This is a genomic window from Variovorax sp. PMC12 (genome assembly GCF_003019815.1).
In the GTDB taxonomy this organism is placed as follows: Bacteria; Pseudomonadota; Gammaproteobacteria; order Burkholderiales; family Burkholderiaceae_C; genus Variovorax.
In genome coordinates this window covers 5,722,422-5,742,135 of sequence record NZ_CP027773.1, presented here as the reverse complement: position 1 = coordinate 5,742,135, position 19,714 = coordinate 5,722,422, and the positions used below count along the sequence as shown (strand labels likewise).

The 19,714-nt window shown below is 65.5% G+C and carries 19 protein-coding genes; all 19 read right to left on the bottom strand.

Annotated features, from left to right (window positions below):
* Window positions 1-6: 6 nt before the first annotated feature.
* Window positions 7-1,545 carry a hypothetical protein gene (locus C4F17_RS33205; RefSeq protein WP_199851903.1) on the bottom strand — a complete coding sequence of 513 codons (1,539 nt, stop codon included), beginning with the start codon at window positions 1,543-1,545 and terminating at the stop codon, window positions 7-9.
* Between the two features lie 91 nt (window positions 1,546-1,636).
* A complete protein-coding gene (locus C4F17_RS27005) occupies window positions 1,637-3,529 on the bottom strand; it encodes a hypothetical protein (RefSeq protein WP_106937729.1) in 1,893 nt (630 codons plus the stop codon).
* A complete protein-coding gene (locus C4F17_RS33200) occupies window positions 3,529-4,680 on the bottom strand; it encodes a hypothetical protein (RefSeq protein WP_199851902.1) in 1,152 nt (383 codons plus the stop codon). The genes C4F17_RS27005 and C4F17_RS33200 overlap by 1 nt, the downstream gene beginning before the upstream one ends.
* Window positions 4,673-7,273, bottom strand: a complete 2,601-nt coding sequence (locus tag C4F17_RS26995) for a hypothetical protein (RefSeq protein ID WP_106937301.1) — start codon at window positions 7,271-7,273, stop codon at window positions 4,673-4,675. Before C4F17_RS26995 ends, C4F17_RS33200 begins: the two co-directional genes overlap by 8 nt.
* Before the next feature lie 2 nt (window positions 7,274-7,275).
* Window positions 7,276-7,851, bottom strand: coding sequence for a hypothetical protein (locus C4F17_RS26990; protein ID WP_106937300.1), 576 nt, complete (start codon window positions 7,849-7,851; stop codon window positions 7,276-7,278).
* Between the two features lie 72 nt (window positions 7,852-7,923).
* Complete coding sequence (locus tag C4F17_RS26985; protein ID WP_106937299.1) at window positions 7,924-9,114, bottom strand: hypothetical protein; 1,191 nt, start codon at window positions 9,112-9,114, stop codon at window positions 7,924-7,926.
* On the bottom strand, window positions 9,114-12,023 hold the full coding sequence (locus tag C4F17_RS26980) for a hypothetical protein (RefSeq protein ID WP_159053739.1): 2,910 nt from the start codon (window positions 12,021-12,023) through the stop codon (window positions 9,114-9,116). The genes C4F17_RS26985 and C4F17_RS26980 overlap by 1 nt, the downstream gene beginning before the upstream one ends.
* An 11-nt stretch (window positions 12,024-12,034) precedes the next feature.
* Window positions 12,035-12,412, bottom strand: a complete 378-nt coding sequence (locus C4F17_RS26975) for a hypothetical protein (RefSeq protein ID WP_159053738.1) — start codon at window positions 12,410-12,412, stop codon at window positions 12,035-12,037.
* A gap of 3 nt (window positions 12,413-12,415) precedes the next feature.
* A complete protein-coding gene (locus C4F17_RS26970) occupies window positions 12,416-13,075 on the bottom strand; it encodes a discoidin domain-containing protein (protein WP_106937296.1) in 660 nt (219 codons plus the stop codon).
* 9 nt (window positions 13,076-13,084) lie between these two features.
* Window positions 13,085-13,423, bottom strand: coding sequence for a hypothetical protein (locus C4F17_RS26965; protein WP_106937295.1), 339 nt, complete (start codon window positions 13,421-13,423; stop codon window positions 13,085-13,087).
* 3 nt (window positions 13,424-13,426) lie between these two features.
* The gene (locus tag C4F17_RS26960) at window positions 13,427-14,431 is read right to left on the bottom strand and encodes a hypothetical protein (RefSeq protein ID WP_159053737.1); all 1,005 of its coding nucleotides are present in this window, start codon (window positions 14,429-14,431) and stop codon (window positions 13,427-13,429) included.
* Between the two features lie 3 nt (window positions 14,432-14,434).
* Window positions 14,435-14,770, bottom strand: a complete 336-nt coding sequence (locus tag C4F17_RS26955; protein ID WP_106937293.1) for a hypothetical protein — start codon at window positions 14,768-14,770, stop codon at window positions 14,435-14,437.
* A 17-nt stretch (window positions 14,771-14,787) separates the two neighbouring features.
* Window positions 14,788-15,195, bottom strand: coding sequence for a hypothetical protein (locus C4F17_RS26950; RefSeq protein ID WP_093303776.1), 408 nt, complete (start codon window positions 15,193-15,195; stop codon window positions 14,788-14,790).
* A complete protein-coding gene (locus C4F17_RS26945) occupies window positions 15,176-15,412 on the bottom strand; it encodes a hypothetical protein (protein WP_106937292.1) in 237 nt (78 codons plus the stop codon). Before C4F17_RS26945 ends, C4F17_RS26950 begins: the two co-directional genes overlap by 20 nt.
* Window positions 15,409-16,086, bottom strand: coding sequence for a phage adaptor protein (locus tag C4F17_RS26940; protein ID WP_106937291.1), 678 nt, complete (start codon window positions 16,084-16,086; stop codon window positions 15,409-15,411). Before C4F17_RS26940 ends, C4F17_RS26945 begins: the two co-directional genes overlap by 4 nt.
* Before the next feature lie 3 nt (window positions 16,087-16,089).
* Window positions 16,090-16,527, bottom strand: coding sequence for a hypothetical protein (locus C4F17_RS26935; RefSeq protein WP_106937290.1), 438 nt, complete (start codon window positions 16,525-16,527; stop codon window positions 16,090-16,092).
* A gap of 58 nt (window positions 16,528-16,585) precedes the next feature.
* On the bottom strand, window positions 16,586-17,065 hold the full coding sequence (locus C4F17_RS26930; RefSeq protein WP_106937289.1) for a hypothetical protein: 480 nt from the start codon (window positions 17,063-17,065) through the stop codon (window positions 16,586-16,588).
* Between the two features lie 62 nt (window positions 17,066-17,127).
* Window positions 17,128-18,417, bottom strand: a complete 1,290-nt coding sequence (locus tag C4F17_RS26925) for a phage capsid family protein (protein WP_106937288.1) — start codon at window positions 18,415-18,417, stop codon at window positions 17,128-17,130.
* A gap of 41 nt (window positions 18,418-18,458) precedes the next feature.
* Window positions 18,459-19,565, bottom strand: coding sequence for a hypothetical protein (locus C4F17_RS26920; protein WP_106937287.1), 1,107 nt, complete (start codon window positions 19,563-19,565; stop codon window positions 18,459-18,461).
* Window positions 19,566-19,714 lie beyond the last annotated feature (149 nt).

Below are 19,714 nucleotides of genomic sequence, written 5' to 3'. Positions count from 1 at the left end.
TTGCCTTTAGCGGGGAACCCACTTGCTGCCATCCCACACGGCGGTCTTGCCATTCACGGTGGAGGTTGATCCGACGGCGCGGGCGGCCTGCGGCGCGCCAGCGCCAGGGGCCTGCATGAACTCGCCGGTTTGGTTATTGAGGACGCGCGATGGCACGTTGCGCATGGCCATTGCCTGCTGGTCCCACTCCTGTCCGCCGGGCACCACCGTGAAACGGTTCGGGTTCTCCTTGCCCTGGAAGTCGCGAATCTGCTGTGCGATGGCAGAGCGCTCCGCCGGCTTGGCCGCCTCGTACTGCTGCTGTAGGCGCTCTAGGCGCTGCGCCGAGCGGGTCTGAAAACCTTGCGCCGTGCCTTCGAGGTTGAGGCGGCCCTGTGCAATCGCAGTGCTCGCTGCAGCACGCTGCGTGTCACCCGCTTCGCGCATCTGCGCAATCTCTCGCTGCTGGTCGGATGTGTAGCGCGTGGTGTCGTCGCGGCGCTCACCTTCCAGCATGCCCTGCGCCGTGCGGATCTGGTTAGCTGTCAACTGGCCATTGCGGGAGCCCGGCATCGGAGAAAGTGCCGCGCTCATCACGGCGCTGCGTTCGCGGTCCGCTCGCGACGTGTCTGCGAAGACACTCAAGCCGCCACCCGGGCGGAATCCCGCGGGCACGCCGCCCGCGGCCTGTGCCGCGGACTCGGCGGCATAGCGATCGGACAGCGACTGCGCGGCCGCATCGTTTTGCGCGGTCGGCGCACTGCGAGGCATGAACCCTGCGACCGCACCTTCGCGGCTATCCGCGTAGCTATTCCCTTGCCGGTAGACGCCGGGCATCACCTGCTGCGCGCCGGGCGCCTCGGTGGCGGATACCGGGGTCGGGATCACCGCGGCCGGAGCGGGAGCCGGCGTGGGCGCAGGAGCGGCGGCAGCTGCGCGGGCGCCAGCTCCCCAACCCTCACCCACGCCGGCGTATGGGCGTGCAATGCCAGGCACAGCCGCGCTGGGGTTGTAGCTGAGAGAGCGAGGGTCGGTCTCCGCATTGAGGCGCCCCGATCCCTGCTGCACGGTCGCAGGCTCGAACGTCGAAGGACCCGTCGCCACGTAGGGCTGCATCATTCCGCCACGAGAGCCTGCAGTGGGTTCCCGGCGGAATACACCAAACGCAGCCCCCTGGGTCTGGGCAAGCGGGTCGCGGCGGGTCTCGTCGTCAGGAACGACGCCACCGTTCGCGAAAAACAGGTCGGACAGGTCATCATGGCGCTGCTCGGCGACGGGAGCATGCGTGGCCGCCTTCATCTCATCCAGCGCCCGAACGCCGATGGCGTGCACCTGCTCCGGAGGCAGTTGGTATTCGCCATTGCTCAGGTTCACAGGAACTGGCGCCCCCAGACCGGCGAGGTTGTCCTCACCAACCTCGGCAGTCGAATCGGCCGGCATGATGTAGCTGCCGGCAGGCACTTCAGCCTCGATGTCGTCGGACGTGCCGGTGCCGGGTCCGCGGACCTTGCCACCGTCGGCCAACCGTTGAACTTTGGGCTTGGCGCCCTTCTTGAATCCATGCATAGGGGTGCCCTCGGAAAAACGGCCTGATACGGGTCATCTTCCGCATCAGGCCGCCAAGTAGCCAACCCCACAGGGGGTCAACCCCACGCGTTTAATACTGGTAGTTGTAGCTGGTCGAAGTGCTTTCGCTACGGCTGTCGGACGAACTGGCGCTGCCGGAGCCACTGACGCTGGCGGAGACGTGCGCCGCGGACATCGCGCCGGCCGCGAGCTGTGCCGTGAACTGGCCCAGTGCCTTGGCGGCCTCCAGCGCAATCTGCGCCTGCTGGACAGCGTTCTGCATCTTCGCGGTGTACTCGCTCATCTGCATCTCGGCATACGCGATGTTGGTGCGCGTGTTCATGTCCGAGAAGCGCGACTGCATCTCCGCGTCGGCCACCGTGGCGCCTGCCTTCGCGCGCCAGGCTTCCACCTGCGCCTGGAATGCCGATGTCGAATACTGCACCGCGCTCAGGCTCGCTTGGAGCGTCGCCTTGAAAGCGTCCACGTCAGCCAGGAACTTCGACACCTTTGTGCGCGCGGCTTCCATCTTGATCTGCGCGCCCTTGACCTTGATCTCGGCCTTGTTCGCCAGGCCTTGAATGGTCGATGCGTACGCGCGGGCCTGCGAATCCAGCACGTTGGCCTTGGCCGCCTCACCCTTCACGCGCGCCTCGTACGCATCGAACTTCACCTTCTCGGCGCCGATCTGCTCGGCGTATGCCTGCACATCCGCGCGATAGGCATCGAACTGGTTCTTGAGGGTGTCGGCGCGCACCGAAGCACCCTGCATCAGGGCCTTGTAGACCTCGACGTTCGACTGCACTGCCTCCAGTTTGGCCTTGAACACCTCCACGCGCTGCTGGTTGATCTGTCCCAGGGCCACCTGCCCCTCCACGGCGGTCTTATACGCCGTGAGCTTGGAGACAGCCGCGTCCAGCTTGGTCCGGTAGACCTGCGCGAGCGTCTGGAAGGCGGCGTTCTGCGCGTTGAAGAGGCTGATCTGCGCGTTGAACACGTTGATCTGACTTTCGGCCTGAAAGCGCGCCACCTCGAACAGGCGCTTCGCCATGTTCTGGTGCAGGTTCTCCGTCAGCTGCTCCAGCGCCATGCCCTGCTGCACCGCGAAACGGATGTTCTCGATCTCCCATTGCGCAGCCTGCACAAGGACATCTCGGTTCAGCTCGGCGGCCTTGAGGCGCCCCTGCTCACGGATCACGTCCGCCTGCTTTACCAGCATGCCTGGCGGCATCGAGAAGTTGCGCGCTGCCCAGGTGTCCACGGCCTCCTGCACCGCGCGCTGGGTCTCGGCGCTGTTGCGCTCGCGTGTGCGCGCGAACAGTGCATCCTCGATGGGCGCAGGCAGCCCGGTCCCGCCCGCCATCATCCCCTTCACCTTGGCCTGCAGCTCGTCCAGCAGCTCCGATGCGTAAGCCGGCTCGCTCCAGTTGATGAAGACGTTCGGCACGGTGATGCCGCTGGCGTCCGGCGCCACGGCGTCGAAGTTCGGCAGCTCCGGAAACACGAAGTCCGGCAGCCGGATTTGCTCCAGCGCCTCCATGTCCGGCATGGTGATGGTCGGCGCGTCCGGGATTACCACATTGGTGTCGATGGCTGGCCGCGCCGGCGCCGGAATGTCGGCCATGGCCGGGGCGTCGGGGATGTTGATTGGGATCGCGGTTGGCGGCGCGGGCAAGTCGTCCATGTCGCCCACATCCAGATCACTCAACAGGTCATCGATGTTGATTCCGTCCGGGAGGTTCGGCAGCTGCAAAGCGGGCGGCGAGAAAGTCGGTGCATCGCCGAGCTGCACCGGCGGCGGAGTGGCAACGGGCGCGGCGGGGCGCGTCGGGGCCGGCACGTCGGCCACCTCGATGGCACCGATCTGCGCCAGCGCTGCGCTCAATTGCGAGCTGTAGCGCTGCGCCAGCGTGTCCAGGTCGTTGATCTTGTCTGTGACGATTTCGACCGCCTGGCCGAGGATGCTGTCAGGTGCGATACCCATCACACTCTCCTTTTCGTGGGCGCCGTTTCGACGCGCAAATCGTTGACCAAGGCGCGCTGCCCGATGAGGCGCAGCACGAAGCTGAAATGGCGGCCACGGAGTCCGCGGCCGAAGATGAATCGCCCGTTGGTCAGCTCGCCGGCTGGCTCTTCGGCCAAGGGGTAGCCGTACGTCTCGGCTGTGCCGCTCTGCGTGGTGGTCACATCCATTTTGGCAGTGCCATCCAGCTCGTATTCAAGGTAGGCTGCGAGCGGGTGCACCAGCACGCCCTGCCCGATGTCCAGCTTGCCGGTGGCAACGCGTCCGGTGATGGGGTCGGTGCCGCCGTCCAGCGCGTGCACGCCGTCTTCGGCGACGCCGTAGAGCACGCCGTCGATCACCGCTACGCTGGTGAAGGTGTACGGCGCATATCGACTCATGGCCCAGGTTTCGGTGTTCGCCGTCCAGGCCTGGCCGGCGCCCTCGCCCATCGGCCCGCCCTCCGCCACTGCAACGTCGATCACCAAGTCTCGCGCGTGCAGGTGGTCCAGCACCGCAGAGGTGATGCCCACGCGCTCGATCACCATGGCCGCAGCAGCTTGGCGCGCGTCAAACGTCTCATCGGCGAGCACTGCGGTGTCCACCGCAAGCGATTGCGCGTGCACACGACCGCCAGCCCAGTCGGACGCGACCGCCTGGTCCACCACCATCACAGAGGCAAACTGCCCGCTGAAATCGTAGATCTTCGCCGCATCGATGACCAGTGTGCGCACGCGCCGCTGGCCCAGCGCTTCGTCGCTGATGCGCGCGGTGTCGGCGACAAGCGCGCCCGCCCGGTCGATGACGGAATCCGCGGCAGCGGCCGAGTCCAGATGAAGCACCCGCAGGCGCTCGGTCAACCGCTCGCCCACCGCTACCGACTCGCTGACAACATCTCGCGCGCGCAGCCCATCCAACACTGCGTCGCTGGCGAACACCTGCTCATGCGCGATGTAGCGCGTGCTGCCGGATTCCTCATCGCTCGCCGTCGCGCTGTCGGTATGGATAGCCAGCAGCCCGAATAGCACCAAGCTGACGATCTTTGCGGCGTCCTCTGTGATGGCCGTCAAGCGAATCCAGGTGGAGTCGCTGGCGACCGCCGTGTCCTGGCTGTCGTCGCGATAGTTACTCATTGATGACTCCTACGAAATGGTGAGCGGTCTCGTGGTCAGCGAGAGAGGTGTGCCCCCAGCGCCGCCGTAGCTTGTTCTGGTCCTGTTCGTAGATGCTGGCGTAGCTGGCATCACCGATGGCGATGTGGATGGCATCGCGGTAGAAGTAGGTGTCGTCCTCCGGCGAAAAGCCGAAGTACCAAGAATGGGGAATGTCGCGCTGCGCGATGGTGGATCCGGCCGCCTTCATGCTCACGCTCAGGCGCCCAGAAGACTCCGCGGGGTATTCCTTGAGGCTCGAAAAGGGCTCGAAACCCGGCGCCTCGCCACCGATGACGACACCCCCGGCATGCTGCGTGCCCGACGAGCGCGAGGTGTACGGGCCGCAGATGGCGGTCACATCAAGGAAGCCACCCGGCGGCAGGTTGTACCAATTGCCGCTGTCGGCATAGTCGCTCAACTCCGTCGGCGAATACACCAGCGTGTCGATGTAGACGGGCACACCGTCCTTCGATGGCGGAAACCCCTTGTTGTGGTTGTCCGTCTGGCCCATCCAGTGGAACAGGTTGTCGTAGCACCACAGCTGGTACGAGGTCGGGTCCGCCATCGCGAACTGCTCAGTCTTCTCGGACTCGGACCGGCCCGAAGTGCTGTCCGTGTAGGGATAGAGGATGCAGTCACGCTCGAACACCGGCACGCAAGCAGCCACATCGATGCCGAAGCCCGACGTGCTCTTCACCTTGGTGCGGTGCATGTAGTAGCGAGCGCGGGAGAGCGAGCCAACGCAGTACAAGATCGGGGGCGTGGCAAATGCCGGCTGCCCGTAGCCCATGTCGGTCCCCGTGACGTTCGTGGTGGTGGTGACGGGTGGCGCCTCCTGCCGGTCATCGAACGCCGAGGTGTAGAAGTAGCCCATCAAGCCGGAGAGCCCGGTGGTTACAGTCTTCTCCCACTGCCCGACGATCATGTACTTCTCGAAGGTGGTCTGCTCCTTTTCCTGGAACTTGCGCTCGTCATAGAAATACTTCACAACCTGCAGTTCGTCATCGACATAGCAGCCGAACACGATGGTGTCGCACTTCACGGCCGGTCCCGCATAGTCCTCGGAGATCATCACAAACGATTCGCACCCCTTTCCGCTTTGCTCAGGAAATTTGAGGCGCCCCATGGACTTTGGGTTCTTGCCCGGCCAGTAGAGAGGCCCGCTGCCCACGCGCGCGACATTGCCGCCGTGCGAGGCAATCGGTGGCATTTCGAGCCTGTCCCAATACTCCAGATCGGAACCGGTCGCAGCGGCGGCGCGCGCGAGAACGGCCGCCGCGGATGCGCGGCGCACCTTGTACTTGATCGCCAACGACCGCGCCGAGCTTCCGGTCAACGCGTTGAAGACGCCTGTCAGGTAGGCATTGACTCGATCCGCAGATTCTTGGTCTTGGAACTCCCAACTGTTCTTGAGCATCCCTCGGTTCGTGGCAGCATCCAGGCGCAGCTTCATCTTGTAAGCGTGCCCCTGCAGGAGGCCCGCGGCATTCCGGCTCCAGCACGTATTGAAGCCCTCGCTTCCTCGGCTGTTCAGCGACCATCCGCTGGCCGAGTAGAAGGCGCTGTGGGCGTAAAAGTCTGCGCAGTCGCACACCTTCACGATCACGCCAGCGCGGCGCCATGCCTCGAAGTCCTCCATCACTTCGGGAAACGCCTCTCCTGTCGGCATGCCGCCGAATCGGTCCAACAATTTCAGGATCTCCCCATCCCCTTTCTGTTCGACGTACTTGCGAAATGCCGCCGTCGTCGTCGCGGGGACCACGGGCAGCGGCATGGCGAAGACGCCACGCGCACCGATCTGCAGCAGCCACGGAGCGCCGTCGGTATCGAACGCCACGGCATTGCACTTCGAGGCCTTGTAGTCGCAGAGGAACTGTCCCTTCTTGTCGGGAAAGCCCGTGTAGCCTGGAAGACGGACGTTGCCAAGCTGTGAGCGAACGTCACGCATGAAGCGCTCAGGAACCAGCATGCGTGCCCGCTCGATGGGGTCATCCGGCAGGTCGGCGAGCACCTGCCGGCCATACCCGCCGACCACCTGCATCACCTCGGACATAGCACCGCTGTACCAGGTCGGCCGGTGCTTCACGAACTGCGTGAAGGTGTAGATGCCGGTGTTCTCCGGCTTGAAATACTCGAACGCCGGGGCGTACTCGATCCGAAAGCGCTGCAGCGCCACATCTTTCGGAGGCAGCGCGTCAGCGTCCTCCGAATAGGCCGCCAAGCGCCGGCGCGCCTGCTCCGTCAGCTTGATGCCCACGCCCTCCCCTTCAAGCACCTGGGCCTTCGTGACCACGCCCGAAAACAGCATTGGAATGTTCGTCTCGGCCAAGCCGTTGAGCTGGTGTTCGGGGTTCTCGTACCGTTCCAGGACCAGGATGCGGAACACGCCGCCCATGTCGATGGCCACCGCCTGGCGGCCGCTGGGCAGGTCCATGACGCGCTTCATGCTGTCGAGGTTCGACAGCTGTTTGAAGTTGGTCACGGTCCGGGCCAGCCGCTCTACGGCGGCGGCATCATCGTGGGACAGCTCGGCCTGTTCGGCGAAGCGCCCGTATGGGCGCGGCGACAGCATGCTTAGACGGTCAGGCTCAGGCGGTAGCCAATGTCGTACACGTCGGCGTTCTGGAAAACGCGCGCGGCAGCGTACTTCGTCGCCGACACCAGCGCGCCGGTGGTGCCGCCCTTGGCGTTGTTCGTCAGGATCGCGGCGCCGGTAACGTTGAGCTGCGCTGCGGTAGCGATGGTCACGCTCGCCACGGCCGCCATGTTGTCGATGGACCCGGTGTTGGTGTTGGCAGAGGTCCAGGCCGGCCGGGTCGGGCTCGTGTAGCCCTCGGTCAGGCTGACGATCTCCGACGCGACAGCTGCGAAGTTCGCCGCGGTCCAGTTCGCGACCGGCGCGGCCGCGCCGCTGAACAGCGCCAGGAAGTAGCCCGCGGGCTTTGGCGTACTGCCCAGCGCGACGTTCAAGATATGCGCCAGGCCTTCGGTGACGATCAGGTTCGGCGTGCGCGACCACGCGCCGCCGTTCACGCGGTCGAAGTATTCGCCGCGGGCCAGCACGCCCTGGCGCGGAAAGTAGATGCCGCCTTCGCTGACATCGAATTGTTCTTTGTGAATGGCCGCGGCCAGCTCGTTGCGCAGAGTCATAGGAAGCTCCTGTGGAAGTCCTATGGCGCACTCCTGCGCACCGGTTGGAAAGCCCGCAGATGCGGGAAAGTCTCAGACTACAGCGGTCAGCAGCCGCCGATCAAACACTACAGAGGTGCCGCCGCGCGCGGCGATGCCGCTCATCACGCCGGCCTGCACCTCAACCACCTGCCCTGAATGCGTGCCGGCCACATAGCCGTTCTCCGCCAGCCAGATCGCAGTGCCGCCGCCACCTTGCGACAGGTCGCTTCCCACCGTGTCCGAATCGACCAGGATGGCGCTCCCCGGCACCGGCGCCCGGGCGGTCTTGCGCACCATGTTCAGGGCCTCGGGCGCCGCGCCCTCCAAGAAGGCAACATGATCGACTTGGCCGACCCAGATGCCGCCGTCCACCGGCTGCACGAAGGTGATGCGCTGCGGCATCTGGACGAAGCCATGGCGCTCGTTGTGCAGGTGGTAGGCAAGCGCCTCGGAGAAGCGCAGAACGTTGGCTCTGGCCGTCAGCAGGCGGCCGCGCCAGTATTTGAGGTACTTGCCCGTCGGCATGGGAGAGAGGTTGAGGAACTGCGGCGGCCGGCCCAGCTCCGGAAGCCGGGGCACCGACATGGTGGCGCCGCTCACTGCGTGGTCTCCGGCGCGCGCCAACTCGCCCCCGTTGGGCCGCGTCAGGTACAGCCGCATGCCCGTCACGCTCGGATCCAAGCAGAGCGGCGGCGTGATCTCCAACGCACCGCCCTCGCCAAGTTCGGTGAAGCTGATGGCCGACGGCGCCGACTCCAACGCGCCGCGCAGCCACGCCACGGCAGCACCATAGGTGCCCGCGCTCATCGAACCGGCACCGGCCACCACCAGCGGCGCGGCCGGCGTGTCCAGCGTCAAGCGCGCCGCGCGCGCACCGTCGAACGTGAAGATGCCCGCCGGCGCCGCGACGCACACCAGGGTGTTCAGCACCGCGTGCGACACGTCGCCATCGCCGACCGCCAGGAGCGCTTCGCTGATCCAGGTCATCGGATCGATCTTCACCCACTGGCCGGCGAGCGTGCCGAAGGTGTCACGGTGCAGCGGGCTCTGCCACAGATCGCGGTAGCGGATGGCGGTCACGCGCCGCGTGCCCGCTCGCAGCGAGGGCTGGCCGGCAGGTGAAACGTTTACGTTCACCGCATCGCGCACGAACAGCCGCGGGCTGTCTCCGCCGCGCTGCAGGGCCGCGTCCTCCGCCACCACGTTCATGCCGGCCAGCGGCATCAGGGCAATGTCTGCCATCAGAAGGCTCCTTTTCGGTACTGGTCCGCGTTGCCATCCGGGCGGATGTAGTGCACTGCGGGCTTGGCATTGGGCACGCCCATGTCCGGCAGGTCCACACCTACAGGCGCCAGTGTGCGCGGCGCCGGGCCAGGCGGGACATAGGCATTGCGGACACGCATGCGCTCGGCGAAGTGCTCTGGGTCGTACTCGCTCAACATGCTGTCGAAGCCGCCTGGCTCCAGCCCACGAATGCGCAGCGAGATCCACGTCACGCCGAAGCGCTGAGCGTCGAAGCCGCCGGGGATGGTGGGCATAGGCGGTCCGACGTGCAGCGACTGCCACTGGTACGGCGGTTCGCCGCGCGAAGAGCCCATACCCAGGGCGTTGAACCCCACAAGGTGGAAGCTCCTGTGCAGCAGTGAGATCCACGTCACGCCGAAGTCCGGCGGCGCCAAGCCCACCGGCTTCACGGTCTCGGGGCCGAGATATGGCCCGCGGGCAACGCTTGGCTGCCCGAGCACCTGCATGTCGGCCGCCCCGTACTGCTTCACGAACTGCGTGCCGTCTCCCAAAATGACCCAGCCCATGCGATAGGCCTGAATGCCAGCCGGCTCCAGGTAGCGGCGGTGCAGTTGCACGGACGCGGAGCCGACCTGCGCGGTGTTGCCCAACGAGTAAGGTTCCAGGACTCCACGGTAGGTACGAACGGAATGCCGCCCGAAGCGCGCGCCCGGCCCGTACTCCACCGTCTGGCCGACGTAGTGCAGGTTGGTTGCGCCGTGGTTGCGGATGGCTTGAGCCGGCGCCTCCACCACGGCCCAGATCGTGTGCGGCGTGACGCGCGCAGGGGAAGGTTCGAACACCTCGGCGCCCGGCCACTCCTGAACCGTGAGCACCCGCCTCTTCAGGCCGACGGTCGGCACGCCGTAGCCGTCCACCTTGATGCCGGCATCGACCATGATTCCGTTGCTGCGAACCGTGGCGTCGCCGACCTTCAGCGCGTCAATGCCGAGGGGGTACAGGACGTACTGATTGAGCCCCGGCTTGCCGAATGCGCTCAACGAGTCCACCGGTTCGCCATCCTGAATAATCCACTGCGGCGAGTACGGCGGCGCGCCGGTCCGGGTCACCACCAGCTTGTCGCCGATGCGCATGAAATTGTTACCCGGCACCGCGATGCTCTGCTTCCGGTCCGCGATCTTGGCCTGGCCGAACAGCTGCATGCTGTTGCCATCAGGCCCCACCGGCCGAAACTGCAGGCGAACGAAGGCGTCCCCGAACTCCTCTGCGTTCCATCCGTAGCCGCGCATCTCCGGTGTCACGTTGTGCACGCGCGGCTCGCCGAAGATGTCCTGGTGCGCCCACTTCGGCGCCACGATGTTGAAGTGGATGGACAGCGCGGCCAGGCCAAGGCGCACCATGTCATCGCCCTTCGGATCGACGTAGCGTGTGTACAGCTTGACCTCTGGCAGCGGGACGTCGGGCGGCTGGATGGCATACCGCGGCTCTAGTGCCACCGTCCGAATGGCGAAGTCGATGAAGGCGACGCCGAACGCCGCGGAGTCGATGCCACCGATGCGCTGGTAGTAGCGCCGCGTGTTCTCCAGCGCGGCCGTGCCGAACAACTGCGCACCAGCACCAGCGGGCGCGAGCACCCGCGCGGCGTTGTAGACCGCGGTCCAGCTGAGCACCGGCGGCGGCTCGATGCCGTCCATCGGGAAGCGCCGCACGCCGTAGGCCACCAGGCCGGCGGGCGTGGTGCCCGGGAAACCAGGTGGGGTCATGCCCGCCGGCGCGATCACCCGCGCGTTGTTGTAGATCAGCGGCTCGCCCGGCCGCGGCGGCGCCGTGCTGAAGGTCGCGACCGTCTTGTTCCTGTTCTCGATGGCGGTCCACTGCGACCACGCGGGCGGGTTCAGCCCGTCGTTCGGGTCGTAGGCCTGCAGCACGAACTGGCGCAGGTTGTAGGCCTGGGCGCGCCCCCAGCGGTACTGCTCCTGCACGTTCGTCTCGAAGCCAGGCGGCTGCACGAAGGTCAGGTAGTTCTTGATCGTCGTCGCGCCCCACACTTCGCGGAAGCCCTGCGGCGCCACCGTCTGCGAGACGGGGACGATGCGCGTGCCGAAGGCCAACGAGTCCCACCCCAGCGGCGAGAGGAACCGCGTGCCACCCACGTTCGGCCGGGCCACGGCATCGAGGAAAGCGCCCGCCGGCGCCAGCACGCGCGTGCCCTGGCTGATCCAGGCTGTGCCGAAGCCCGGTGTTGGAATGCCTGCGGCGAGTTGCACGTACTGCCGGTCGTGACTGACGCGGTTCGTGCTGGAAATGCTGGTGGCCACCAGCCCGGTCGGCAGCAGGTAGCGCGTGTAGAGCCAGACTGTCGAGTTCGTGCCCAATCCTGGCGGCACGATGTTCCCAGCCGCGATGTAGCGGTTGCGGTTGATGATGGTCGGGTTGCCGCCGGCCATCGCGTCGAAGCCGACCGGCACCACCGGACGGTGCTTCAGCTGCGCGTTGGTCGCGCCGAATGCCGAAGCGTTGAACCCAGCCACTGCAACGTAGGTGTGATACCTCCATGCAGTGGCAACACCGAACGCCTGGAACGCAGAGCCCGTCGGCCGAACGAACTCACGTCCGTTGCGCACGGCAGGCACACCAGCCGGCGCCTCGGCGATGGTCGCGGGAAACAGGTACTGGGTATCTCCGCCTGGGCCTTCGTCCTGAACGAACTCAAGGCCGACAACTCTGCCCGCGGGCGGAACGTAGCCCGACGGCCCGAAATCGAGTGCTACGTTCTTGCCCAGCGGAGGCTGATACGGGGGACGGTCGACAAAGTTGAACGCGGCCGCCGCACCATCCGGCGCGACATACCCCGGCCCCACAAAATTGAACGTGAGTGCGTCCGACGCTGGCGGGGTATAGGGCATGCGCTACCCGCTCACATAGCCTTTGGCGAGACGTTGGCCAAGATCATGTCGTTGTAGCCGTCATGCCGGCACACCACGTCGAATCGCAAGGCCGTGCTCAGTCCGTCGATGCGCCAAGTGCCATCAACGCCGGACATCACCGACGCAACCAACATCCCATCGCCCATCGCGCCCGTGACCGTCCGAAGCAGCACACGGATCTCCGCCGAGCCGGGCACGCCCTCGATCTTCGTGATGCCAGCTGGATAGGTGCCGGCCAGATACCCGGCGCCGGCCACGTAGGCGTCGCCGCCCGGCAGGTCGGCGTTCACCAGGTTCGCCGCCGGCACCACATAACCGGCGGTGAGCAGTCGCCCGGCGCGCATGCCGGTAGGTGGTCCGTACCCCATGGATCAGACCTCCACAGGGGTGATCGGGCCGTCAGCGATTGGGCGATACCCGGAGGGCCCCAGATGCGTGACCAGCACCTGATCAACGCTCGGCGCCGGCCACGACCAGGTGCCATTGGTCGCCGGAGTCAGCGAAGCCAAAAGAGCACCGGTGGCCCAGTTCTGAATCAGCACGCGGGTTGCGGCCACGCCGCCTTCCAGACGCGACGTGCCACGCACTTGCGTCCAGATCGTGCTCATCTTCGTGGTCGGGCCGCCTGTGACCATGAAGTCCACGAACGAGACTATGGTTGTCCACGCACTCCCGTCGTTCGAGCCTTGCAACTCGAAGTCGCGCGGATATTCCAACGGCTGCGCGGTCGAAACGAGACGCAGGGACCGCACGACCACGGGAGCAGGCAGCTCCACGGTCAGCAGCGACGGAGTGCCCGCCACCACGCGGTTGTCCGATTCCCAATAGGTGGCCGCATTGCCGTCATTGGCGTTGGCCGGCACGAAGGACTGGTAGATCCCGTTCGAGGACATGGTGCCGCTGCGCATCACGTCCAGTCCGGTTGCGTCAGCTGCCTCGAACATCGACCAATCCGCCACGCAGTAGTAGCGCAGATCGGCGCTTGAGTTCTTCGTGAACTTCAGCCTGTAGAACTTGAAAGCTGTCGCCATGCTTGGCTCCTAGGTGCTCGGCGAGACATTCGCAACGATCACGTCGTTGTGCCCGTTCTTGCGCCCAACGACATCGAATTTCAAGCCCGGATTGAGGCCATCCACGCGCCAAGTGCCATCGGCGGCAGACACAACCTCGGCAACCACTGCACCGTCGCCATCAGTCCCTGCGGCGGGCCTATACAGCACGCGAACGGTTGCACTTTTTGGCACTCCATCGACGGTCGTAGTGCCGCCCGGCGCCTCGCCCGCCAGATAGCCCGCGCCCACGCTCGGCAGCATGAAGGGCACGTATTCGCGCTTCCACCCGAAGCGGGCTTCTTCCATCGCGTCGATCACGTATGGCATGGCTTAACCCCACGGCAACAGCGGCACGGAATACGAATCCGCAGGCATCCGGTAATAGCACGGGCTGCATGGACCTAAGCCGAAACAGGTTCGGAAAACCCGCTGCCCGCCGCCATCGAGATCGAACGTAATCAGCGTGTCATCCACGCCACCATTGCGCACCATGAACCCAAGATTGAAGCGGTGCCGCTTCCCATCGAGAATCTTCGAGGCTCGGACAATGCGAACGCCTTCGCTGGTGGTGCTCGCCTGAGGGTCGAAGACAAACCCCGCGCTGGTCTGCAACTGGGTTGCCCAAATACCAGCAGCGCAAGTCCAGTACCTCGTACCAATCAAGCTTGTGTCCGCCAGCGAAACCCCATAGACCGATGAACTCGCTATCGTTTCGGGGGAAGTGGCAACCAAGAACACATTGTTCGCAACATCGCTGCGAAAGATGCCAAGGGTGAACAGCGATCCGCTGTCCGGGTAGGTGGCCTGGTTTCCGGATAAAGCCGTCAGGTAGCTCTTTGAATGGTGAATCCAAAAATGGTCTGCGCCGCAGCTCGCGGAAATCGGTGTCTCGGTGATGGGAACGATGTTTGCCGACCACTGGTAGGTTGTCTGTTGGGTAGCGCTGAGAATGCTCTCGCTCAGCTTGTTTGATGTAAGAACCCCACCCAACAGCTCCATTCCAATTCGGCAATGCCAGTACGCATGGCGGCTTGACGTACTCACTTGGGCCTGCCGGAAGAAAACTTGAAGGTACAGTTCCAGTGACGGGTGCTTGTAGAGCTTGTAGCCATCCGCGTTGAAGCCGCTCACTGTCGCGGAGGTCACTGCAGTTTCGCCAGCAGCAGGTGCGCCAGCGACGAAGGTTCCAGCCTGCCCCGCGAAGCTCGCAGCAGGCACCTGCTGCATCCCGGAGGCGACGATGGTGTTGTGCACCGTGTTGTGCGCCAACGCAATAGAGTCCAGCGAGCCGAAGATCGCATCGCGTGCTCGCACGCTGTTTCGAGCGGTTCCCATCTTCTATTCCTTCAATTCGCCAAAGGGCGTTTCATTGGCCCAGTAGCCCTTCGCGGTGTGCCAGTCGGTGTACTCACGCAAAAGCGCATCGTTGCCACGCTGGCCCGCGTAGCGCAGCGCGTAGTCGATGGCCCATTGCTGGGTGTCGCGGTTTGGCGGGCAAGGTGCCAGCTCGTGCACGAACATCTGGAACGGCGGCAGCGCGCCGACCTTGCGCCAGTCGATAGCGACGGGCGACGCCGGCGTGAGCTCAATGGGCTTTGGGGCGATGCCCTCCACGCCGACGCGCTGCGGCGCCGGCTTCTGCGGCTCGGCCGCGGCAAATTGCGTGTCTTGCACTCCTGCGCTCCCGGTCTTCAGACCTTGAAGATCTTGTTGGTGCCGTTGTCCCAGGTGACGATGATGTCGCCGCCGTTGGGCGTGATGGGCAGGCCGGTGGCCGTGTCGATGTAGGCGATCAGCGGCGAGGTGGACTCGGTGCCGGTGTCGCGATAGATCACGATGGCCTCGATGCTGGCGCCCGACACCGCAGTGAAGGTCACGTCCGCGCCGTCGGCCGCGCCACCCGTAGTGGTCTTCGCCGTCAGCGTCACCGGCCCGGCGATGCGCGCCGAGGTCGGGATGTCGGACAGATACTGGTGGATGGCCGTCTGCGGCGTGTACGCGCCGGTGTCCACCAAGATGATCTTGATGGTGTCGGTCAGCCAGTTGAACTGGCCTTCGAGGAAACGCTGACGCGCAGCGTCATAGAGCGTGTTTGCCATGGGTGTGCTCCTTCGCAATGGGCAAAGAAGCGCACTCCTGCGCGCTGGGTTGGGTTTGGGCCTTGCGGCCCGGTCGGTCGATAGCCACGCTGGCGTCGGCCAGCACCACAAGGCGAGCGCGCTGGCCGGACTTTTCGGCGAGCGTGACCGTGGCGCCGTTGATCGTGAAGGTCTCCCCCACGCGCAATTCGATGTGCAGCTTCTTGGGCTGGTTCATAGTGGGTACACCACCGTCGTCTGGTCGGTGTCCTCGCGGGTGATGCGCCGCATGTCGGCGTCAGGCATGGGGCCGAAGTAGGCGGTGAATTCGCCCTCGGCAATCGCAGCTCGGTTGGGGTCGAATGCCTGCGAGTCCGGGATGCTGAATGCGCGATGCAGCGGCCACTGAATCAGCTTCTCGTGGTGCGCCTTGTGGATCTCGGGCACATCGTCGTTCGCCGTCATCGTGGCGAGCGGGAGGCGGTAACCCTCGATGAACAGCGTACCGGCCGCGGTCGGCGTGTTCACCAGTCGCAACGTGGTGTCGCCTTGCAGGGCGTAGCGCAGCTCTCCAGCCGGCACCCCTTCGCCCACACGCCAGCCCGGTGCCTCGCGGTCTAGCCAGCCACGCGACACCAGCTTCAGCTCCACAGGCTCTGGCACCGCGTCCACCAAATGCAGGTTCGTCAGCTCGTAGAGGCTGGCGTGCAGCGGGTAGGTGTGGCGGCCAGCCTCCATCACGATCTGGCACACCGCCGGAAGCGAGTCTTCGAGCAGCAGCCGCGCGCGCACCGCGGCCTGGGCCTGCGCATCGTTGAACCAGTCGCGCACGTCCTCATCAGCCCACAGGTAGGGCGCAACGGTGTCGCGAGCAAGCACACGGAAACGGCGGATGAGCTGCTGAAGCGTCATGGATCAGGGCGCGCCGAATTGGTCGAGCAGCTCCACCACCTTCGCGCGCATGTTGTCCACGCTCAGGTTCTTGGGCACCTTCTGGCTGAACTTCTCCAGCGCGAACGCCTGCAGGGCGTCCTTGTCCATCGCGTTCAGCGATTCCACCAGATCCATGCGACGGTTCTCCGTCTCCTGCAGCGCCTTCTTGTTCTTGTCCGCGTCCTTCAGAAGAGCGGCGGTGTCGTCGCCCTCGGGCTTCGTCGGCTCGGGTGCCGGCGCGCTGTCCTCGCCGCGCGTGAACACATCCTCGTGGCGCAGCAGCTTGGCGGCCAGTTCGAGGTCGGTGACCACACGGGTCTGGCCCGGATTGAAGGGCAAGCTGGAGCCGTACAGGCGGTCGATGAACGGCGTTTCGCGGCCGGTGTACTTCACGGGCACGCCAGGGTTCGAAGTGGTCATGTGGTGTCCTCGGGGGGTTGCCATCGGGGGAAGGCGTTGCCGCCCTCCCCCATCCGGTTTACTGCGCGCCCAGGCGCTCGCCGTGCACGATCACGTCCACGCGGCCGGCCTTGGCATTGGCCGCGCCGGCGATGGTCAGCACCAGGAACGCTTCCTTGGCGAGCGTCACCGGGGCCTTGGCGACTGCGTTGCGGAGGCGGCCCGTGGCGTTGAGCACCAGGCCGGCGCCGAAGTACGCTGCGTCCTGCGGCACCTCGGGGCTGTCCACGCCGTCGATGTACTCGAAGCCGAGCGAACCGGTGACGGCCGCAGTCAGCGCGGTGGACACAATGACCTGCGAATCTTCCAGACGGAAGCCCGCCGGCAGAGTCTGCAGATACACCTTGTCGCCCACGCCGAGCGGCGCGTCCGAATTCGAGCGCACGGCAGCGCCGGCAGCGTTGGTTTCGAGGGTGCCGCGCAGCGTGGTGACGTTGCCGTAGGGGGCCATGCCGCCGAACTGGTTGATGCCCAGTCCCTTGAGTTTGATGGTGGCCATGTGAGGCTCCTATGAATTTGGGATGTGAGGGAAGACGGGCCGGGTTGCCCCGGCCCAGGACATCAGCCGCGCGGCTTGATGATCGGCACAGCGGTATCGAGCACCGTGACGCCGTGGTCGGTGAACTGCACCTCGTCGCCGTGGTCCACGGCGAAGCGGATCTTCGACATGCCCAGGATCGCGCCGATCAGCAGTTCCAGCTTGTCGCCGTGGTCACCGGGCTCTTCGCTCCAGAAGAACGGCATGCCGCTGTGCTCGGAAGCTGCGAAGGCCTGCGCCAGCGCCTGGCCGCCGAGCAGGATGGCTCGGTCGATGGCGAACTTGTCGGCAAATGCGGCCGGCACCAGGGCGTCGGTCTCCACTTCCGAGTCGTAGGCCGCGCAGTAGCGCAGAACGTCACCCGCATAGAAGCGGATTGGCTTCGGCATCTTCACCAGCAGGATGCCTTGCCACAGGCCGGCATCGCCGAGGAACAGCGGGTGGTCCTTGGCGAGGCGAGCGCGAGCGCTGGCGGCCGCCTGGAAGTTGCGGAATGCCGGGTCGGTCGCGAAGCCGCTGTACTGCGCTGGCGACAGCAGCATTACGCGCAGCGGGCTGTCGGTTGCGGCTTGGTCACCATCGAACTGCACCGGGGGCGGCGGCAGCGCGATCTGGTCGATGTAGGCGCGCACGGCATCCACGGTTCCCATCTTCAGCAGGTCGGTCGAAGCGATGTCCACCTCGCCAGCGTTGACCTTGAGTTGGTCGATGCCGCCGGCCTTTGCCATGAAGTGGCGGTTCTTGGTCGGCGCCTTCACGCGGTTGACCATGATCTTCTTGAAGCCGGGGTGCGTCTCAACCGGAACCCGCCATTCGATGTTGTCGTGGAAACCGCGGGCACCACCCATGTGAACGAGGATCGACTGGTCGATGTAGTCGTTCATCTTCTGCTGCGCGAGCGGGCGGCCCACGCGGCGCAGGTCCACAGGGCTGCGGATCTGGCTCATCACATCGCCCATGTCGATGGGGAAGCGGGCCTGGTTCACGCGCAGGCGGTCTTCGGACAGCTTCACGCCGACACCCTTGCCCTGGGCAATCTCGCTGCCCATGATGGGGTAGCCGCCGCTGGGGTTGATGAGGTTGAAGACCACCTCGTCGCCCTTGCCCTTGCCCAGGTCCTGCGCCTGCACGATGGGCATGTGGTTGCTCGACTGCTTCTTGATCGTCGCGATGGCGCCTTCGAGCTTGCGCATCTTGCCCGTGAGGCGGTTGAGCGTGGTGTTGCGCTGCTGGCAGACGGCGAAGACACCAGCGGCTTGCTGGATCATTGCCTTCGGGTCGCCATACTGCATCTGCGTTTTGGTCGCGGTCATCTAGACCTCCTTGTGATGTGGTTCTTCGTGCGCCTCGCGGCTCACAGTTGACGGTTCAGAAACGCCTCGATCTGCTCGGGCGACATGCCCTGCATGGCCTCCGCCATCGAGACGCCTTCCATGGCAGCCAAGCGCTCGTGCGGCGACAGCGCGTCCGCACGACCGCCCGGAATGTCCGAGAGGGATGCGGGTACGGCCGGAGCTGCAGCTGCGATGGCGGCCTGCGCCGCCGCCTTGGGATCGGTCGCGGCGGTCTGACTCTTTCCAGAGGCCGGGGCCGGCGCCGGTGCGGGTGCGCTGGCTCCGCCCTTCTTGAAGTTGTCGAACAGCTCGATGACCTGCTCGGTCGAACCCTTCTCCAGTACGGCACGCAGCGTGGGCTGCATGTAGCTGGGGTGCTGGCCGATCCAGGCCTGCAGCTCGGCGCTCTCCACAATGGAGTCCGCGTCGGGGTGCTTGCCGTAGATCGCCGAGTAGTGGGCTTCCTGGGCGGTCTGCTGCTGGCGCTGCTGAATCGGCGCAAGCGCCTTTCCGACTTGCGCTTGCACCTGGGCCTGCACCTGCTGGGCCACCAGCGTGCCGATGCCCTTTGCGAGCGCCTCTTCGGAGAAGTCTCCGAAGATCCCCGGATCGACACCCTGTTCGATGGCTGCCTGTGCGGCGGCCACTTGGTTGTCGGTCTTCGTGGGCGCCTGGCCGGCATCGGCACGCTGCTGTGCCTGGGCCTGCAGGTCAGCGAGCTGGCGCTGCGCGGTCTCGGCCTGCGCCTTCCAGTGCTGCTCACCCTCGCGGGCCTGCACCAGCTTCTCGTAGGGGATGGTGTGCTTTCCATCCTTCGCGAGCACGACAGCGTTGGACGCATCGTGCTCGGTCGCGGGAGCTGCTGCAGGCGCCGCGGCGGGCGCAGGTGCTGGAGCGGGTGCGACGGCCGGGGTCGTTGCTGCGCCGTTCGTCACTTCGGTGGACTTGTCCACCACGGTCGTGGTGGCTGCGTCGGATGCGGGGGTGGTCGTGGGCGCGCCACCGTTGTCCAGCGTGGTGCTGGTGTCGCCCGTTTCGCCCAGCTCCAGGAGCTGCGCGGCCTGCTCCGGCGTCAGTGCGCCGTTGATCTCGGTGTTCTGGAAAAAGTCGTTGGTTGATGTCGTCATGCCTGTCCCGCCACATATCGCCGTGGCCGCAAGGGCCAGCAATCCGGTGCAGAACCTGAACGGCCCTGCTCCATCTGCTATGGAGACTCACGCCCTTTCGGTCGTGACCTTCGCAACTGCACTCGCGCGCGGTTGCTTGGGGGCAGTGT

Coding starts and splice junctions, on each gene's coding strand:
- C4F17_RS33205 (WP_199851903.1), bottom strand. CDS start 1,545: ATGCATGGATTCAAGAAGGGCGCCAAGCCCAAAGTTCAACGGTTGGCC.
- C4F17_RS27005 (WP_106937729.1), bottom strand. CDS start 3,529: ATGGGTATCGCACCTGACAGCATCCTCGGCCAGGCGGTCGAAATCGTC.
- C4F17_RS33200 (WP_199851902.1), bottom strand. CDS start 4,680: ATGAGTAACTATCGCGACGACAGCCAGGACACGGCGGTCGCCAGCGAC.
- C4F17_RS26995 (WP_106937301.1), bottom strand. CDS start 7,273: ATGCTGTCGCCGCGCCCATACGGGCGCTTCGCCGAACAGGCCGAGCTG.
- C4F17_RS26990 (WP_106937300.1), bottom strand. CDS start 7,851: ATGACTCTGCGCAACGAGCTGGCCGCGGCCATTCACAAAGAACAATTC.
- C4F17_RS26985 (WP_106937299.1), bottom strand. CDS start 9,114: ATGGCAGACATTGCCCTGATGCCGCTGGCCGGCATGAACGTGGTGGCG.
- C4F17_RS26980 (WP_159053739.1), bottom strand. CDS start 12,023: ATGCCCTATACCCCGCCAGCGTCGGACGCACTCACGTTCAATTTTGTG.
- C4F17_RS26975 (WP_159053738.1), bottom strand. CDS start 12,412: ATGGGGTACGGACCACCTACCGGCATGCGCGCCGGGCGACTGCTCACC.
- C4F17_RS26970 (WP_106937296.1), bottom strand. CDS start 13,075: ATGGCGACAGCTTTCAAGTTCTACAGGCTGAAGTTCACGAAGAACTCA.
- C4F17_RS26965 (WP_106937295.1), bottom strand. CDS start 13,423: ATGCCATACGTGATCGACGCGATGGAAGAAGCCCGCTTCGGGTGGAAG.
- C4F17_RS26960 (WP_159053737.1), bottom strand. CDS start 14,431: ATGGGAACCGCTCGAAACAGCGTGCGAGCACGCGATGCGATCTTCGGC.
- C4F17_RS26950 (WP_093303776.1), bottom strand. CDS start 15,195: ATGGCAAACACGCTCTATGACGCTGCGCGTCAGCGTTTCCTCGAAGGC.
- C4F17_RS26945 (WP_106937292.1), bottom strand. CDS start 15,412: ATGAACCAGCCCAAGAAGCTGCACATCGAATTGCGCGTGGGGGAGACC.
- C4F17_RS26940 (WP_106937291.1), bottom strand. CDS start 16,086: ATGACGCTTCAGCAGCTCATCCGCCGTTTCCGTGTGCTTGCTCGCGAC.
- C4F17_RS26935 (WP_106937290.1), bottom strand. CDS start 16,527: ATGACCACTTCGAACCCTGGCGTGCCCGTGAAGTACACCGGCCGCGAA.
- C4F17_RS26930 (WP_106937289.1), bottom strand. CDS start 17,065: ATGGCCACCATCAAACTCAAGGGACTGGGCATCAACCAGTTCGGCGGC.
- C4F17_RS26925 (WP_106937288.1), bottom strand. CDS start 18,417: ATGACCGCGACCAAAACGCAGATGCAGTATGGCGACCCGAAGGCAATG.
- C4F17_RS26920 (WP_106937287.1), bottom strand. CDS start 19,565: ATGACGACATCAACCAACGACTTTTTCCAGAACACCGAGATCAACGGC.